The sequence below is a fragment of the uncultured Paraglaciecola sp. genome (assembly GCF_963977085.1).
Taxonomy (GTDB): Bacteria; Pseudomonadota; Gammaproteobacteria; order Enterobacterales; family Alteromonadaceae; genus Paraglaciecola.
In genome coordinates this window covers 1-16960 of sequence record NZ_CAXBNC010000002.1, presented here as the reverse complement: position 1 = coordinate 16960, position 16960 = coordinate 1, and the positions used below count along the sequence as shown (strand labels likewise).

The window sequence follows — 16960 nt, the reverse complement described above, 5'->3', positions numbered from 1 at the left end:
TATCTATACAACATTCGTCATAATTGAAAAGTGTCCATTCAAATCGATTAATAACTCATCACCAACAGATAAAGATGCCACTCCTTTTGGTGTGCCTGTCATCACTATATCCCCTGGTAAAAGCGTAAAAGCATGGGAAATATTAACCAGTAATTTTACAATAGAGAACAGCATATGTTGGCTATTACCTAGTTGTCTTAATTCATTGTTCACCTGTAAACTAAAGTCTATATCGGTTAAATTTTCAACCCTATTTACAGCAGCAAATTGCGACATAGGGCAACTAGCGTCAAACGCTTTAGCACGTTCCCATGGATGACCTTGTTTTTTTAATGTACTTTGCACATCTCTTAATGTGAGATCTAATCCTAAACCGACTCCCCAAATTGCCGCTGTTACGTCTTCAGTTGAAGCCTTACAAAGAGGGCTTTTAATCAATATCGCCACTTCCAACTCATTGTGGCAAGGGCCAAAGTTTTTAGGAATGACAACAGGTTTATTTAGATCACATAAGGCTGTAGTTGGTTTAATAAACAATAATGGCGTACTTGGCACTTCATTGTCTAATTCTTTTATATGCTGAAGATAGTTTCGTCCGACACAGACGACTTTCCCCAAGGGTAAATCGATATTGTTGCCATCACTGTCAATATGTCGATATTCAAACATCCTTTTACGATCCTTTTTTAATACGATCAGACAAATAGCTGACTGATACTCCAAAATAGCTTGAACGGTTCCATTTCATTAAGGTATGAAAATTTTCATAAACCAGATATATCCGGCCATCTTTCCCGTCAGGATTTATCAGTGATGCAAACACATCCACTTTTGGTAAGTCATCACCATTGTAACGCCTTACACCGATATTCTGCCAGTCAGATAACAAACGTTTATTTGATGACTTCAATCCCGCTACACTAAAATCAAAATCACCTAATACGCTCACTTGACGTCCCCATGTTATATCACTACTCCACCCTTCGGTTTTTAGGAAATTAGCAATAGACGCAAACACGTCAGCAGTATTATTCCATATATCTTTACGGCCATCGTTATCAAAATCGATCGCATAGTCTAAAAACGAAGTGGGCATAAATTGACTTTGACCCATAGCGCCCGCCCATGAGCCTACAAAGTTTTCCAATTTAACATGTCCTTGATCAAGGATCTTTAACGCAGCAAAGAGTTGTTTTTTAAATAAAGCTTCTCGCCTACCCTCATATGCTAAGGTCACCAGTGAGTTAATTATCGAGTGTTTGCCCATAATATTGCCAAAGTTACTCTCGTTACCCCAGAGCGCCACGATAAAACGTTTCTGTACACCAAACTGTTGCTCTATTTGATCTAATAGCACTTTGTGCTGCGCCATTAAATCAACGGCTTTTTTAACTTTCCAGTCGGGAACACGGGTAGCTAAATATTTATCTAACGTTAATTTAGTTTCTGGTTGATTTTTATCTGCTGTGACCGTTTTTTTACGGTAACTAACCCCCTTAAACACTCGGTCAACAAACTCACTGGTGTAACCTTGTTCAATGGCTTGTAACTTTAAATCAACTAAATACTCCTCAAAGCTAGGTTTAGCATTCAGGGTCTGACTGACTATAAGTAAAAATATAAGCAATAAGTGATAGGTACATTTCATGGTTATTGGTCTGTATTATTTTGTTGTAAATGAATTTTTAATAAATTTTCAATGGGTGGTGGAAGCTGCAAATAAAAGCCTTTGGTTTTAAGCTCAGAGCGCAACTTATTGATATCCACACTTGCCAGTTCTCGGTCTTTTTTAAGTGGCATAATCATTAAAAAAATGGGTTTGCCAAAGGTTTTTAATAATGCCTCTGGCACCTTAGAAAAGTCGTCTCTACCCGGCACATACAAATAGGTCTCTTGTTTTTTACTGCTTTTGTATACTGCGCATAACATTAAACATTTTCCTCAAGCAGATCACTGGATAAATTAAGGGCACTAATATTAACTAACCCTTCTAACAAAAGTGCACGACGCCAACTACTCAACAAATCCGGTTGTAATCCCATGTCACGAGTTTCATCCTGACTAAACCAACACCATTTGAGTAATTGGTTAATTTGTTTTTTAGACCCGACTAATTCGGGAGGAATGGCATGTTTTTCGGCAACACTCAAACATAGTTTTTTAACACTCGCAGCAGTATTTTTGTAATCTTCGATATCATTTAAACGTTTTACTCTTGGTGGGTAAGCCTCATCAGAAACGTTTTGGCAATCAGCAACAATTGCTAGCAAAGCGTCGCCGTGTATCCGTACTTCGTGTGGATTTACTCCTTGAATTGTACGTAATTCATTTTTACTCGATGGTTGCAGAGTAGCAATTGAAACTAAATTTTCTTCTCGCACCACAAAATTTAATGCCATATCACGCTGCCTTGCAACTGAAGTCCGCCAAGCCGCCAATTTTTTTAAAATCAACACCCCTTTATTCGATAATTTCCAGTTATTCTTAATGGTTAAATACACCGAATTTAGAGGAATTGCGGTTTGTTTTTTAGTCGCTAGATGGGCTATTTCCTCATACACCCAAGGTAGTTTATTTTGTGCTACTACTCGAGATTTAAGTTCTGGATAGAGTTGTAACAAATACAGCACGTCTTTAGCTGCATAATCACACTGTTCATCTCGTAAAGGCCTAGCTAACCAATCAGTGCGCGACTCACCTTTATCGACTACTATATCAAGCATGATTTCCACCAACTTCGCATAACCTAAAGCGGGTCCCATCCCTACTATGCTAGCCGCAAACTGACTATCAAACACAGGATATGGCATGACTTTAAAAGCGTGCCAAAAGGTTTCTAAATCCTCAGAACAAGAATGTAATATTTTAACCACGTCAGGGTTGCTTAACAATTCTGTCAAACTTGAGAAATCATCAATTGCCAAAGGATCAACCAAAACCAATTGTTTGCCGTCGTACATCTGTATTAGGCCCAACTGAGGATATAAAGTACGGGTACGCACAAATTCGGTATCTACGGCTATAGCGTCTGCTTGACTGGCTTGTTGACAAAAATCTGCGAGTGCTTGATTACTGGTAATAAAGTTGTATTCCATGGATTTCCAAATTAGTAGTCACATTACCCATAAAAAAGCCGGCTACAGCCGGCTTTTTCCATTTAACGGTAAAAGTTGTTAGCTTTATTTATCTCTTAATTCTCTACGTAGTATCTTACCAACATTACTTTTAGGAAGCTCGTCTGTGAACTCAACTTTTTTCGGTACCTTATAACCTGTTAAATGTTTACGACAATGTTCAATTAAGTCACTTTCAGATAATGTGTCATTTTTACGCACTGCGACTAATTTTACAATTTCTCCAGAAACCTCGTGGGGTACACCTATAGCGGCAGCTTCTATTACATCGTCATGCATGGCAGCAACTTCTTCGATCTCATTGGGAAAGACGTTAAACCCTGAAACCAAAATCATATCTTTTTTACGATCAACGATATAAAAATAACCATCTTCATCACAAGTTGCAATGTCGCCCGTGGCTAACCAGCCATCAACTATCATCTCAGCAGTGGCTTCAGGCCGATTCAGATAACCTTTCATCACCTGAGGACCTTTGACTAACATTTCCCCCGCTTCTCCCATAGCAACTTCGTTACCTTCTTCATCCACTAGTCTTATATCAGTCGAAGGTACCGGCATACCAATAGAACCTTTATACGCTTCAAGGTGCGGCGGGTTAACAGTGACAACAGGACAACACTCAGTTAATCCATATCCTTCAAGTAATACGTTCCCTGTCGTTTTGTGCCAACGCTCAGCAACGGGTTTCTGCACAGCAGCACCACCACCCAAGGAAAATTTTAAGCCACTAAAATCTAAATCTGAAAAACCAGGTGTATTTAGAAGCCCATTAAACAGAGTATTAACACCCGTCAGAACTGTGAACGGGTACTTTTTGAGTTCAGCAACAAAACCCGGCATATCACGAGGGTTAGTTATCAGTAAATTTGGACAGCCAAATTTAACAAAGGTTAAGCAGTTACTTTGTAAGGCAAAGATATGATAAAGAGGTAAAGCCGTCACTACTAATTCTTGACCTAGCTCAATGACATTTTCAAGGATATTCGACGTTTGCTCTAAATTGGCCACAATATTTCTATGGGTTAACATTGCCCCTTTTGAAACCCCAGTTGTCCCCCCTGTGTATTGCAAAAACGCCAGATCCTCGCCGCTTATTTCAGGACGTTGATACACTTGTTTATTGCCTTGTTTAAGGGCGGACAAGAAGCTTTCTGCATGAGGTAAATCAAAAGCAGGAATCATCTTTTTAACGTATTTTATGACAAAATTAGTAAGAGTTTTCTTCAGGGGTGACAACATGTCACCAATGGAGGTTAATAACACCGTCTCTATAGCGGTATTTTTAATCACTTCACTCAAAGTACAGGCAAAATTTTCAACGATAACAATAGCTTTAGCGTTTGAGTCAGTTAATTGATGTTGTAATTCTCTGGCAGTATACAAAGGATTCACATTCACAACAGTCATACCTGCTCGCAAGATCCCAAACAGCGCCACAGGATATTGGATAAGGTTAGGCATCATAATTGCCACCGCATCCCCTTTCTTCAGACCTGAACTTTGTAAATATGCAGCGAAATCACGAGTCAGCACATCTAACTCTGCAAAAGTAATGCTTTTTCCCATATTGATATAACTGATATTGGTTGAGTATTTTTCGATAGATTGCTCAAAAATATCAACTATGGATGAATAACGATCAGGATCGATGTCGGCAGGAACCCTAGGGTCATAATTCTTCAACCAGATTTTTTCCACTGTACCTCCAAGCCATTAACTTTACACGCCCACTTGTTACAGAGGCAAAAGCCAATTTTTTATTATTTTAATAGAATGTTTATCAGCAGGGATTCTACCTAATACTTTCGCAAAGATAAATCAACAAATGATTAACAACTAAGACCAGTTTAAATTTAGCTTAAAAAACAAACAATTGCGTTAGCAACTGGTTGAGGATTGTCCATATGTAAATGATGGAAGCCCTCACACTCGACCATAACTAGGTCTTTAACCCAATCCAATCTTTTGTGTAACGCAGTTCGCATTGATTCATATCCTTGTGATCCCGTTATGACTAAGGTGGGACATTGAATATTTCGCATAAACGCTTCGGCCTGGGATTCAGTCATTCTAAGAGATGAAAAGGTCCGTAAACGCCTATCAGTAGTAAAATATAATTGCTGATTTTCTTCTCGGATGTTTCGAGTGATCAATAATCTTGCGGATTCCAATTTAATGTCACCCACCATCGCTCTTGCTTCGACAGTGCGCTCAATGCTTCTTGGGTGTTTCGCCTCACTTTTTTGAGCCTTTAACCTACTCAAAATAGAATCCCTGAGTTGAATTGGGCTACTTTGTGGATCTTTTGTCATAGGGCCAAAGGACTCAATAGAAATGAGCTTACTGACAAACTCAGGAAAACAGCTAGCGTAAATAGTCGCAATGATACCTCCCATAGAATGCCCCATCAAAATAAACGACTGCCAGCCTTGGGAATCCACCAATTCATGTAAATCATAAGGAAAATCAATGAGATGATAGTGTGCACCATCCGTTCTATGGGATGACAACCCATGACCTGTAATGTCCAGTGCTACAATATAATAGTCACTGAGGTAGTCAGCAATAGGATTAAAACTCGCTGCGTTGTCTAACCACCCATGTAATGCCAAAATCATAGGTTTGCAAGGATCACCATAACCAATACCGCGAAGGGTTACGTTGGCAAGGGGGAATTCGAGGGCTTGTTGCACGTTTAGTCCTTTTTGAAAACACAAAAAAGCGGCAAATAATTGCCGCCAATATAAAATTAATTGCCGATAACGGCAAAAAGTTTCCACTTTTTATAATCAAATATCACTCATACAAAAAACAGATTTCTGTCAGTAGCGGCTATTTTGCTCGTTTATTCTCTCTTGGCGTTCTCTTTGTTTTTCTTTTTCGCTTTTAACTTGCCATCCCCACTTTCCTCGTTGGATAAAAGCAGGGTTATTATCCAAGGTTATTGAATGATCAGCTTTAGAAAAGCCATTCCACACGTAAAAACCATCGACTGACACTTGGGCTAACTGTGTTGACTTAAGTTCAGGATAAGGGTTGTGTACATCTTCAATATCTCCTATTAGCGTGAGCACACTTCCCTTTTCTAAGCGGTCTATATTCAATGAGTTATTTAATTTTGCAGTAAAACGCCCAAAACTACCTGACGCATAGGTAGGTTGACCCGAGGCCAATAGCGGATACTGAGTGATAGTCACATTTGCAACACCATCCTGTTTGCTCAGCTCAGTGATAATGCCGCCCCACCTCACAGATTCACCGACAGAGTTTTCGCTAACCTCACTAAATCCAATTAATTTTTGTCCATGAGAAACTTGGACTTGCTCGGGTAAGGCGGTACATCCGCCAAGTAAAGCTACAACTGCCAAAACTGTTAAGTTATTGGTCATTCTACTGTCCTTAGGAAAACGTTTTAAAAAGATACAATTAAGATTTATCTCGCGTTGTTTTTACTGGTTTAGGTAGAGTCGTCGCCCCACTTGGACGAATTGCATTGCCCTTATGTCCTCTGTTTCCGCTTGTGCTGCGAATAATGAGACTTCTATTATAGCGGCGCGGATAATGACCGTACCAATATTGATATGGCCAAACATGCACACTACTTACATCGATTCGCTGCACGTTTTTCCACAAGTAGTAGGCCGTAACATTGGCTGTTGGAAATACGTATTCATGTTCGCCAACCAAGCCTTTTTCCAGACCATTTAACTCGGCTGTAAATGTCATCAATCGTCCAACTTGATACACCATAGGATCCATAAAGCCATTCACATGAATGCGATACCGTCCCATGCTTTCTTCACCAGAGATAGGGCGACCATAGCCATTTAATGGGTAATAAACCATTTCAAAAACAGTTGAATCTGCTTTATTTTCGACTTTTGCGATTGCACCACCCCAGCGTAACATCTTACCTTTAACTTGCTCAGCCTTCGAGGCAGCGTCCTCATAAATGACTAACTGCGTAGAATCTTCTAGCTGAAGTTGTTCAGGAAATGTTGAGCACCCCGCCAACAAAATAGTACCTAAAAACGCATATATACGAATATTCATAATGATCCTCAGAAAGTTCAATCAGGGAATGTTTAACTAGTATTGTATTTATAGTAACTGAACAGCCACTGAATTTTAACGTTATTTTGATATGTATTAAATTATCAAATAGATCAAACGAAAGTGTCGACACCCAACAATAACTGAATACCTTGACGTTGCTGCTCTTTAGCAACACTTTGATAAGCTGCAATGGCTGACTTTTCGTTTAAGCTATTGTTTGAAATAGAGTGGCTTTGTTGATTGAAAGATGCTGCTTTTTGAACACTTTCGCTATCACCGGCGCGAATAATCGATGCTTTTGAACTGGGCTGTTGCTCATCGTGAGTTTTTTCTGATTTAACAACACGCGGTTTATCCCGTGAAGAACGGGCAATATCAGATGCTTTTAATAACGATACTGAGTCTATACTCAACTACTTTTCCAAAATTTTAGCAACACTAGTCAATAAACCTTCAACCTCAATTAAACTCAAAAAAATTATACAAGAATTGTTCCAAATTTATCGAGTCGATAACTACTCTCTTCCCGGTAACTTTTTCCATGTCACTTTGTCACGTAGGTAAACCGGTTGAATTGCTTCTACTTCAGTGGCGTCACCCTTTGTTATTAGGTGTTTGGCTAAAGGCAGCATATACAAAGCATTTGGGTACAGAATATCGGTTAACTCGTCAATTTTTGCACTAGCATTTAATTCTGGATAGGCTTGCCATCCAGTGCCAACCCCTGCCATTTCAGAATTTTTACTGAGGATTTCTGCCGCATCTTCCGGTGCGAGTACTTGTTCATTGCCCACCAGTGTCATAACACTTTGTTGTAATTGATATTGCCCAAAATACACTTCTGACATGCGCGCATCGATCGCTGCCGTGACTTGCTTACTGTGATTTTGCATATACGCTTGCTGTGCCATGGCCGCTAAAGTCGATATTCCCACCACTTTATGGCCTGTTCCCAGCGCTAACCCCTGCAATACTCCTGTTGCAATACGTACCCCAGTAAAACTGCCTGGACCACGTCCAAAGGCCAAATAATCTATATTTTGCAGTGTCACCTTGGCTTCATTTAACACCTCATCAATCATAGGTAAGATACGTTGACTGTGTTGTTGCGGGCAAACCTCAAAACGGTTGAACACTTGTTCATTAACTTCAAGGGCCACAGAACAAGCCTCAGTGGCGGTATCTATTACTAAAATATTCATGATTGAGTCTCAACTTCATCTTTGTCGCTGTGTATGTCATTTAAAAAATCTAATGCTTTTTGTAGATCCCGAGTGCGATGCATATCCGGCAAACTACCCATAAAAATTTTACCATAGTCTTTGGTGACCAATCTGTTATCACAAATGACCAGCACACCTTTATCGGTTTCGTCGCGGATCAGGCGCCCAGCCCCTTGTTTTAAGGCAATAGCGGCCTGAGGGATTTGTAACTGAGCAAAAGGGTTTCCACCACTTTTACGGCAATCTTCTATCCGAGCTTGCAACAAGGGATCATCGGGAGAAGCAAATGGTAATTTATCGATTAGTACACAAGTTAAATCATCTCCTCGGACATCCACTCCTTCCCAAAATGCACCTGTACCTAACAACACTGCGTCTTTATTCTCAATGTAACTTTCCAGCAATGCCCGTTTGGTTGTGGAGCCTTGAACTAAAATAGGGTTGTCGATTTTATCTTTAAGTTGATCGGCGATGGCATTCAGTGTGGCATGACTAGTAAATAATAAGAAACAACGTCCACGACTGGCTTTAACAAGTTTGATAGAAATATCCAACAAGGTCGCGCGCATTTCCCGAGCATTAGGCTCTGGCAAGAATCGTGGTACGCATAACATTGCTTGATTGGGATAATCAAAAGGGCTATCTAATGACAATGTAGTAGCATTGTCTAAACCCATTTGCTTTTGAAAATGTTTAAAACCGCCATCAACCATCAAAGTTGCAGAGGTAAATACCCAACTGCGTTTTGGTTCAGCAATAAAATCTGCAAATTTTTGGGATATGCTTAAAGGCGTTAAATGCAGCACAATATGACGCATGGTTGTTTCGTACCAAAGGCTCACACCTAATTGGGTAGTATCAGTTAAACGGGCTAACTTACCCTTTATTTCTGAGACTCGTTCAAAAATACTGTCTAAATCTTTGTCACGACCCACATGCAATTTAAGTACTTCGTAAAACACACCTAACGCATCCGTTAATTTACTAATTTGAGTTTGCACATCGTTCCGGGACAACATTTGCTGCCAATTACCTTTAGAAGGATTTTCAGGGAATAAAATACGTAAATCAGCCGCTATCATTTTGCATTTTTCTGCAGCACTTTGTAATTGTTTCGCATCTTTGAGTACGGTGCGATATACCACTTCCACATCACGGCTAATGTCCTGCATTTGCCTGCTTGAAAACGTCTCTCCAAAATACTCACTGGCAATATCAGGTATTTGATGGGCTTCATCAAATACCACTACATCTGCTTCAGGTATTAACTCTCCAAATCCTGTGTCTTTTAACGCCATATCAGCAAAAAACAAATGGTGATTAACTACCACTACATCCGCATCTAATGCTTTACGGCGGGCTTTGACCATATAACAGTCTTCGTAATCAGGGCAGTCTTTACCTAAGCAGTTATCAGCTGTAGAAGTCACAAAAGGCAATACCTTAGCGTCTTCTGCCAGCGATTTCATATCGCCCATATCACCGGACTTAGTACTCGAAGCCCACTCTCGTACTTGGGTGAGTTCAGTCAAGGTTTGTCTATCAACTAAAGTACTGTTGCCACTGTGTTGCCTTAACCTATGTAAACATAAATAGTTAGCTCGACCTTTTAATAAAGCCGTCTTGCTATTAGCGCCCAACGCTTTTTTAATCAGGGGTAAGTCACGGTGAAAAAGTTGCTCCTGCAGGTTTTTAGTACCTGTGGAGACAATGGTTTTTCTTTGAGATAACAGGGCCGGTGCTAAATAAGCAAAGGTTTTACCCGTGCCTGTCCCTGCTTCTACAATAAGCGGCGCTTTGTTTTTAATGGTATTTTCAACGGCAACCGCCATATCAGTTTGTGCTTGGCGCGGCACAAACCCATCGATAGCCTCAGATAACTTGCCATCGGCAGCAAACAAATAGGATGTTTTGGACATAGCGCCTTAATGAATATTTGGGAAGCAAAAAAACAGCCCAGCATTATGCCAAAAAGCATCACAACTAACGAGTGAAAAGTTGTAGCAACTTCCTTTGTCTATTTTGGTTTTCATGTTATTTTTTGCGGCAAAATTATAAAGGGTCTCTACCATGCCAAAAGCAAGTGAAATTAAAAAGAATGCCGCCGTTGAACTTAATGGCAAAACTTATATAGTCAAAGACATCAATAAGATGACACCAAGCGGCCGCGCTGGTGCCAGTTTATATAGAATGCGTTTATATGAAGTGGGTACAGGGGCTAAAGCAGATGAAAGTTTTAAAGCCGATGAAGTGCTCAACCTTGTAGACTTTCATCGTAATAAAGTGAGTTTTTCTTATGTTGATGGCGACGAATATGTGTTTATGGATGACGAAGATTATTCTTCTTATCCATTAAATTCAGAAACCATAAGCGATGAATTACCTTTTATCACCGAAGATACAAAAGGCTTGCAAATTTTATTGGTTGAAGGAAAACCCGTAGGCGTTGAATTGCCCGCTTCTGTTGACTTAGTGATTACAGAAACCGATCCATCGATTAAAGGTGCATCTGCTAGTGCCCGTACTAAGCCTGCTACTCTTTCCACTGGATTAGTCGTACAAGTGCCTGAGTACATTGCAAGTGGCGAAAAAATCAAAGTAAACACAGCAGAAAGTAAATTTATGGGTCGTGCAGATTCTTAATCTAAACACAAAGATCATTCACCACATAGAGTATCGAGCCAGAGCGCTTCGCTGCACAAAGGAATAGATTGTTAAAAACCAAATTTTCTTTGCTCTGTGTTCTCTCCTTCCTCTGTGGTGAATATTTCTTTTAGCTTTTAAAATTTAAGCCTTAAAAGCATTTGAACCACAGAGTACACAAAGTGCTTCGCTGCACAGAGAAAAGATTGATAAGGATTTTTCTCTGTGCTTGGTACCAGATATTCACCTGTTCCTCACGTGGTACAAAATAACTCTAGCTTCTAGCTTCTAGCTTCTTTCACACCATCAAAAATTTAGAATTTAAGAAAAACCACTTTTTTTGCATTTATCTGTGCCTTTTTTCGCCTATGGCTAAGCTTCATTTACGTTTTTTTATGTAAACTGATCACCACTGACTTATAAGCGGGTGTATTACTTTTAACTGCGACACTACTCAGGGGGATCAAATCGTTTGTTTCAGGATAATAAGCGGCGGCACACCCACGAGGAATATCATATTCAACCAGAGTAAAATCTTCTACCGTTCTGGTTTGTATCTTTTCGTTCGGCCAATGACTGTGGATATCCACTTGTTGTCCTGCTTGTAAGCTTAAATCTTGCAGATCATCAGCATTAACAAAAACCACTCGGCGGCTGCCATGAATGCCACGGTACCTATCATTGTTGGTATACACAGTAGTATTAAACTGGTCATGGCTGCGGATCGTCATCATTAATAAACAACCATTTGGCACAGCAATAGAATCAATTTCATGGACCACAAAGTTAGCTTTACCGTTGATGGTGTCAAATTTACGTTCATCTCGCACCGCATTAGGTAATTCAAACTCACCTAATTCTTCAATACGTTGATTAAAGCGCTCAAATCCTGGGATCACTTGAGCAATGCCGTCACGGATCACGCTATAGTCGTCCTGCATTTGCTGCCAGTTTATATGGCTACTCGGCAAGGTTAGTGCGGCTAACTCGGCGATAATTGCCACTTCACTCTTTAGTAAGTTTGAAGCTGGAGGTATTTTACCGTGGGAAGTTTGCACTACTCCCATAGAGTTTTCTACGGTAACAGTTTGAATACCTGATAATTGCCTATCAATTTCAGTGCGCCCTAACGCCGGAAGAATCAAAGCGCTTTTACCTGTATATAGATGTGATTGATTTAACTTAGTTGAAACTTGCACCGTTAATTCACAGTTGCCTAAAGCATGTTTGGTTGCCACATGATCTGGCATAGCACGATAAAAATTACCGCCTAACGCAAACAACACTTTAACTTGCCCTTGTGCCATTGCATGAACACTTTCTACTGCGTCATAACCATGTTCTCTTGGTACAGTAAAATCATAAGTCTGCTGCAACGCATCTAAGAAAGACTCATTGGGTTTCTCCCAAATTCCCATAGTGCGATCGCCTTGCACGTTACTGTGGCCACGCACCGGACAAACACCTGCCCCTGGTTTACCCAAGTTACCTTGCAACATTAAAAAATTGGTCATCAGCTGAATATTGGCCACTGAGTTTTTATGTTGGGTCATACCCATTGCCCAGCAACAGATCGTTTTCTTAGAGGCACAGGCAATATCTGCAGCTTGATTAATTTGACTTTGAGTTAAACCACTGTGTTGCTCAATGTCACTCCAAGCCGTAGATAACATATCTTGTTTAAATGCCGCATATCCATCGCAATACGTTTCAATAAAGTCTTTATCCAAAACATCTTGCCCAGCATCATCTCTTTCAATTAAGACTTTGCACAAACCTTTAAGAAAAGGCAGATCACCGTTAATTTTTACCGGTAAAAACAAGTCGCGTAACTCAGTACCAGCGCCAATAACGCCCGTTACTTCTTGTGGGTTTTTAAATCGTTTTAAACCTGGCTCATCCAATGGATTGATTGCAACAATCTTAGCACCCTGACGTTTCGCTGCTTGTAACGAGCTCAGCATTCGAGGATGGTTTGAACCTGGGTTTTGTCCAAAAATAAAAATGGCTTCGCTATTTTCTAAATCATGGAGTGAAACGCTACCTTTACCTATACCTATTGTCTCAGTTAACCCCACACCACTGGATTCATGACACATATTTGAACAATCTGGCAGGTTGTTGGTACCAAATTGACGCACGAATAACTGGTATAAAAATGCAGCTTCATTACTTGCGCGCCCTGACGTGTAAAAAGCCGCTTGGTTAGGGGAATCTAGTGTGTTTAGTTTTGTGGCAATTAAATTCAAAGCCTCTGTCCAGCTAATAGGCTGATAATGCTGGCTACCTTCGGCTAAAAACAATGGTTCAACTAAACGCCCCTGATCATTTAACCAACGATCAGACTTCAGTTTTAAATCATCAATACTATATTTGCTAAAAAACTTTGTCGTTGCGCGCTTTAAGGTCGCTTCGTCGGCAACGGCCTTTGCACCGTTTTCACAGAACTCAAAGGTTGAACGTTTTAATAGTGGGTCTGGCCAAGCACATCCTGGGCAGTCAAACCCTTCTATTTGATTGAGTTGCTTCAGTAATTTTGTGCCTTTAATAGGCCCTACTTTGCTGCTCACATTTTTATATGCCGACAAAACCGCTGGTACACCTGCGGCCCAGCTTTTTTGTTCAGTCACCTGGAGGTTTTTTACATTTATAGTCTTTTTAGTCATTTTTATTTAATGCCCTAATACTTTTGCGGGATTAATTTTAGCGGCTTTTATTGCGGGATACAGTGTCGCTAAAACACTCAACAGTATCGCAATAAACGCCGTAAGGTACACTTCATTCCAATTTAACTGTGACGGTAAAAAATCAATAAAATAAACGTCAGCCGATAAAAACTGCACGCCAAATAAATCTTCCATAAAACGTGCTACCGCGGGCAAGTTAGTTGCCATTAAAACCCCTAACACCACCCCAACAATTGTTCCAATGAGGCCATTAAACGTACCTTGCAACATAAACACTGAGATAATCAGACTGTTTTTTGCGCCCATACTTTTTAGCATAGCAATTTCGCTTTGTTTTTCATTCACCGCCATCACTAAAGTCGACACAATATTGAAACAAGCCACGGCAATAACCAAACTTAGAGCAATATAGACGACTGCTCTTACAAGCTGAATGTCTTGATATAAATTGCCATCGCTAATTGTCCAATCAGACATATACACTTCAGGTGAGAGCTTATATCCAATGGCGCGGCTTAGTTCACGGGCCATAAAAGCATCGCGGAATCGTAAGCGTATACCCTGTGCTCCATGTTGAATATTCTGAGCCTGTGCCGCTAATGACATGTGCATAAAACCAATATGATTACTCAGTTCACCGCCCATATCTAAACTTGCAATAATGCTAAGTCGTAATGTTTTTGGAGCACTTAAACTTAAATCCTCAGATAACTGTGGTAATAATATCTGTACTTTATCACCCACTTTAAGATCCAGTTTTTGCATAAGACCTATACCTAACATTGTGGCATTTTCATCATGTTGAAACTGCTGCCACTGTTCACTTGAGACTAAGCTGGGAATAACGCCGTCAATGGCATAAAGGGGGTCTAAAGCTGTCATCTCAACCGCTTTCATCTTATTGCCTTTTTGCAACATGCCAGTAGCGTTAACGTAAGGTTCCACAAAGGTCACTTCGGGGTGTTGTTTTAAGGCTTCTACTTCTGCTGGCCAGTTTTCAATGCCGCTTGCATACACTGATTTAAACTCAGCATGAGGAATAACAGACAATAAACGGTCTTTCAATTCTCTTTCAAAACCGTTCATAACGGACAACAGCAAAATCAGTACAAAACAGCCTAAACCAATACCAAAAGTCGAAGAAGCCGATATAAAGGATATAAAACCATTTTGGCGTTTATTGGAACGGAAACGCCATGCCAACAACCATGTTAAATGCACTAAATTGTACTCTTCATAGGTTGGCTATGTGGATCAGTTAAATGCCCATCAATTAAGTGCATAGCGCGGTCTAACCTTTTGGCCAACTGTGTATCATGGGTCACAACCACAAAACTAGTATGCATTTGTTCACGCAAATCACTGAGTAACTGATAAATACTCTCACCGGTTTTTTGATCTAGGTTACCAGTGGGTTCATCTGCAAGGATTAGCTTGGGTTGTGTCACCAAAGCTCTAGCAATCGCCACACGTTGTCTTTCGCCACCAGATAATTCTGCAGGTTTATGACGGTATCTATGTGACAACCCGACCTTATCTAACATGGCAATGGCCAATTCATTCGCCTCTTTAAGCGCTTTTTTAGCGATCAACAAAGGCATAGCAACGTTCTCTAAAGCACTAAACTCTGGCAATAAATGATGAAATTGATAAACAAAACCAAGGGATTGATTGCGAAACGTTGCTTGTTGGTTGCTGTTAAAGGAAAAAATATCTTGTTGTTGAAACAATACTTGCCCAGATGTAGGTTTGTCTAAGGCACCTAATAAATGTAACAAGGTACTTTTTCCTGAGCCTGAGCTCCCTACAATAGCGACTTGCTCAGCAGTATTAACAGAAAAATTGACGTTCTTTAGCACCTTAACGGTGTTTTCTCCATCACTGTATTCTTTGCTTAGATTGATACATCTGAGTAACTCACTCATAATCAGCACATTTCCCTAATTTGTTTTGGAAGGCTTTATTTTTTCATACTTGCGTAAACGTTTCTTTTCCCGTCTTTTCGCCAATATTCGCGCTAATTTTCGCATACTCACAACTTGATCACTTTCGTCAATAATATCAATACCAAACAAACTCTCAACTAAATCCTCAACAGTTAAGACCCCTTCTAAGCCACCGTATTCATCGACAATAAGCAACATATTGCCTCGTTGAGAATGTAAAGGTGCAAATGCATTTGCTAAGGACATACTGCTTAATATAGTGACCATATCTTTTTGATAGGTTTTTAGTGCTTTATCTAAATTACCACGGGCATAAGCCAACAATAAGTCTGACTTCAAGACATAACCGCAAATCTTTTCTGGCTCACCATCTTCATAAATAGGGATCCGTGAAAATGACACTTCAGCGTGTTTTTCTAAAAACTCTGCAACTGTCATGGTATCAGGTAACGAAAAGACCACTGTTCTGTGAGTCATAGCTTGACGCACTTTTAACTGCTTTAAACTCAGTAAATTTTGCATCACTGTTGCTTCACGTGCGGCAATTTGGCCTTCTTCCATCGACAACGCAGCCATAGCTGCCAATTCATCTCTATTTAAACCAACCAGAGGCGATTCATCTTGCATTTTTGATGTCATTTTTTGCGCCATCTGCACCAATGGCCATAGAACAATCATTAAATACTTTAAAAAATAAGCGGTGCCAGGTGCCAGCTGTCGCCAATAGGTTGCCCCAATGGTTTTTGGAATAATTTCTGAAAAAACCAAAATTAATAAGGTCAATACCGCCGAAGCAATTCCTAGATAGGCATCACCAAACACTACCGCCGCCTGGGCACCCGCCCCGGCCGCCCCCATAGTATGAGCAATGGTATTTAAACTTAAAATCGCCGCTAGAGGCCGATTAATGTCACTGACTTGTTTTTTTAATAATGCCCCTGACGGATGGCCATTTTTCTCCAACACAGAAATATACGCAGAGGAAATGCTGAGGATAACCGCTTCTGCAATAGAGCAAATAAACGAAAAACCTAAGGCAATAAAGATATAAAGCAGCAACAAAAACATAGGGACTAAATCTCAGAGGATGGCGTAGAAAGCATCATATAAAAATGGGTAAGTAGCATAAGGTAAGCTTATCAAACCATTGGCAGATAACGAACAATTAATGAGGATATTACAAGGAGTTTTTACAAGGAAGTAATTAACATATAATTTAATGGCGGAACGGACGAGACTCGAACTCGCGACCCCCGGCGTGACAGGCC

At 40.2% G+C, this 16960-nt stretch carries 16 protein-coding genes; 1 reads left to right on the top strand and 15 read right to left on the bottom strand.

Annotated elements, in window-relative coordinates:
• Positions 1–3: 3 nt before the first annotated feature.
• From AAC000_RS02595 to AAC000_RS02545, 11 genes are all read right to left on the bottom strand, one after another.
• Positions 4–669 (bottom strand): fumarylacetoacetate hydrolase family protein, encoded by a 666-nt coding sequence (locus AAC000_RS02595; RefSeq protein WP_339719855.1) that lies wholly within the window; start codon positions 667–669, stop codon positions 4–6.
• A 4-nt stretch (positions 670–673) separates the two neighbouring features.
• On the bottom strand, positions 674–1648 hold the full coding sequence (locus AAC000_RS02590; protein ID WP_339719854.1) for a lytic murein transglycosylase: 975 nt from the start codon (positions 1646–1648) through the stop codon (positions 674–676).
• 2 nt (positions 1649–1650) lie between these two features.
• A complete protein-coding gene (locus AAC000_RS02585) occupies positions 1651–1929 on the bottom strand; it encodes a YcgL domain-containing protein (RefSeq protein ID WP_339719853.1) in 279 nt (92 codons plus the stop codon).
• On the bottom strand, positions 1929–3095 hold the full coding sequence (gene rnd, locus AAC000_RS02580; protein ID WP_339719852.1) for a ribonuclease D: 1167 nt from the start codon (positions 3093–3095) through the stop codon (positions 1929–1931). Before rnd ends, AAC000_RS02585 begins: the two co-directional genes overlap by 1 nt.
• Before the next feature lie 84 nt (positions 3096–3179).
• A complete protein-coding gene (gene fadD / locus AAC000_RS02575; protein ID WP_339719850.1) occupies positions 3180–4835 on the bottom strand; it encodes a long-chain-fatty-acid--CoA ligase FadD in 1656 nt (551 codons plus the stop codon).
• Between the two features lie 155 nt (positions 4836–4990).
• The gene (locus AAC000_RS02570; RefSeq protein WP_339719848.1) at positions 4991–5830 is read right to left on the bottom strand and encodes an alpha/beta hydrolase; all 840 of its coding nucleotides are present in this window, start codon (positions 5828–5830) and stop codon (positions 4991–4993) included.
• Positions 5831–5959: 129 nt separating this feature from the next.
• Entirely contained in the window at positions 5960–6526 is a 567-nt protein-coding gene (locus AAC000_RS02565; protein ID WP_339719846.1) for a Slp family lipoprotein, read from the bottom strand.
• Between the two features lie 37 nt (positions 6527–6563).
• Positions 6564–7190, bottom strand: coding sequence for a Slp family lipoprotein (locus AAC000_RS02560; RefSeq protein ID WP_339719844.1), 627 nt, complete (start codon positions 7188–7190; stop codon positions 6564–6566).
• Positions 7191–7303: 113 nt separating this feature from the next.
• Complete coding sequence (locus tag AAC000_RS02555) at positions 7304–7606, bottom strand: hypothetical protein (protein WP_339719843.1); 303 nt, start codon at positions 7604–7606, stop codon at positions 7304–7306.
• A 102-nt stretch (positions 7607–7708) separates the two neighbouring features.
• Complete coding sequence (gene tsaB, locus AAC000_RS02550; RefSeq protein ID WP_339719841.1) at positions 7709–8395, bottom strand: tRNA (adenosine(37)-N6)-threonylcarbamoyltransferase complex dimerization subunit type 1 TsaB; 687 nt, start codon at positions 8393–8395, stop codon at positions 7709–7711.
• A complete protein-coding gene (locus AAC000_RS02545) occupies positions 8392–10335 on the bottom strand; it encodes an ATP-dependent DNA helicase (protein ID WP_339719839.1) in 1944 nt (647 codons plus the stop codon). Before AAC000_RS02545 ends, tsaB begins: the two co-directional genes overlap by 4 nt.
• A 151-nt stretch (positions 10336–10486) precedes the next feature.
• Here AAC000_RS02545 and yeiP point away from each other — a divergent pair, with 151 nt between their 5' ends.
• Complete coding sequence (yeiP, locus tag AAC000_RS02540; protein ID WP_339719837.1) at positions 10487–11059, top strand: elongation factor P-like protein YeiP; 573 nt, start codon at positions 10487–10489, stop codon at positions 11057–11059.
• 383 nt (positions 11060–11442) lie between these two features.
• Here the strand turns inward: yeiP and AAC000_RS02535 are convergent, their stop codons facing one another.
• Genes AAC000_RS02535 through AAC000_RS02520 form a run of 4 tightly spaced genes read right to left on the bottom strand, consistent with a single transcriptional unit; the run spans position 11443 to position 16760 of the window.
• Positions 11443–13725, bottom strand: coding sequence for an FdhF/YdeP family oxidoreductase (locus tag AAC000_RS02535; RefSeq protein WP_339719836.1), 2283 nt, complete (start codon positions 13723–13725; stop codon positions 11443–11445).
• A 6-nt stretch (positions 13726–13731) separates the two neighbouring features.
• Positions 13732–14967: a lipoprotein-releasing ABC transporter permease subunit gene (locus tag AAC000_RS02530; RefSeq protein WP_339719834.1), complete on the bottom strand. Its 1236-nt coding sequence runs from the start codon at positions 14965–14967 to the stop codon at positions 13732–13734.
• Positions 14967–15671: a lipoprotein-releasing ABC transporter ATP-binding protein LolD gene (gene lolD / locus AAC000_RS02525; protein ID WP_339719833.1), complete on the bottom strand. Its 705-nt coding sequence runs from the start codon at positions 15669–15671 to the stop codon at positions 14967–14969. Before lolD ends, AAC000_RS02530 begins: the two co-directional genes overlap by 1 nt.
• A gap of 15 nt (positions 15672–15686) precedes the next feature.
• Entirely contained in the window at positions 15687–16760 is a 1074-nt protein-coding gene (locus AAC000_RS02520) for a CNNM domain-containing protein (RefSeq protein ID WP_339719832.1), read from the bottom strand.
• Positions 16761–16960 lie beyond the last annotated feature (200 nt).

Excerpts from the sequence above, each read along its gene's own strand:
- AAC000_RS02560 (WP_339719844.1), bottom strand. The coding sequence starts at position 7,190 with ATGAATATTCGTATATATGCGTTTTTAGGTACTATTTTGTTGGCGGGG.
- AAC000_RS02545 (WP_339719839.1), bottom strand. The coding sequence starts at position 10,335 with ATGTCCAAAACATCCTATTTGTTTGCTGCCGATGGCAAGTTATCTGAG.
- AAC000_RS02590 (WP_339719854.1), bottom strand. The coding sequence starts at position 1,648 with ATGAAATGTACCTATCACTTATTGCTTATATTTTTACTTATAGTCAGT.
- tsaB (WP_339719841.1), bottom strand. The coding sequence starts at position 8,395 with ATGAATATTTTAGTAATAGATACCGCCACTGAGGCTTGTTCTGTGGCC.
- yeiP (WP_339719837.1), top strand. The coding sequence starts at position 10,487 with ATGCCAAAAGCAAGTGAAATTAAAAAGAATGCCGCCGTTGAACTTAAT.
- AAC000_RS02520 (WP_339719832.1), bottom strand. The coding sequence starts at position 16,760 with ATGTTTTTGTTGCTGCTTTATATCTTTATTGCCTTAGGTTTTTCGTTT.
- AAC000_RS02595 (WP_339719855.1), bottom strand. The coding sequence starts at position 669 with ATGTTTGAATATCGACATATTGACAGTGATGGCAACAATATCGATTTA.
- lolD (WP_339719833.1), bottom strand. The coding sequence starts at position 15,671 with ATGAGTGAGTTACTCAGATGTATCAATCTAAGCAAAGAATACAGTGAT.
- AAC000_RS02535 (WP_339719836.1), bottom strand. The coding sequence starts at position 13,725 with ATGACTAAAAAGACTATAAATGTAAAAAACCTCCAGGTGACTGAACAA.
- rnd (WP_339719852.1), bottom strand. The coding sequence starts at position 3,095 with ATGGAATACAACTTTATTACCAGTAATCAAGCACTCGCAGATTTTTGT.
- AAC000_RS02565 (WP_339719846.1), bottom strand. The coding sequence starts at position 6,526 with ATGACCAATAACTTAACAGTTTTGGCAGTTGTAGCTTTACTTGGCGGA.
- AAC000_RS02585 (WP_339719853.1), bottom strand. The coding sequence starts at position 1,929 with ATGTTATGCGCAGTATACAAAAGCAGTAAAAAACAAGAGACCTATTTG.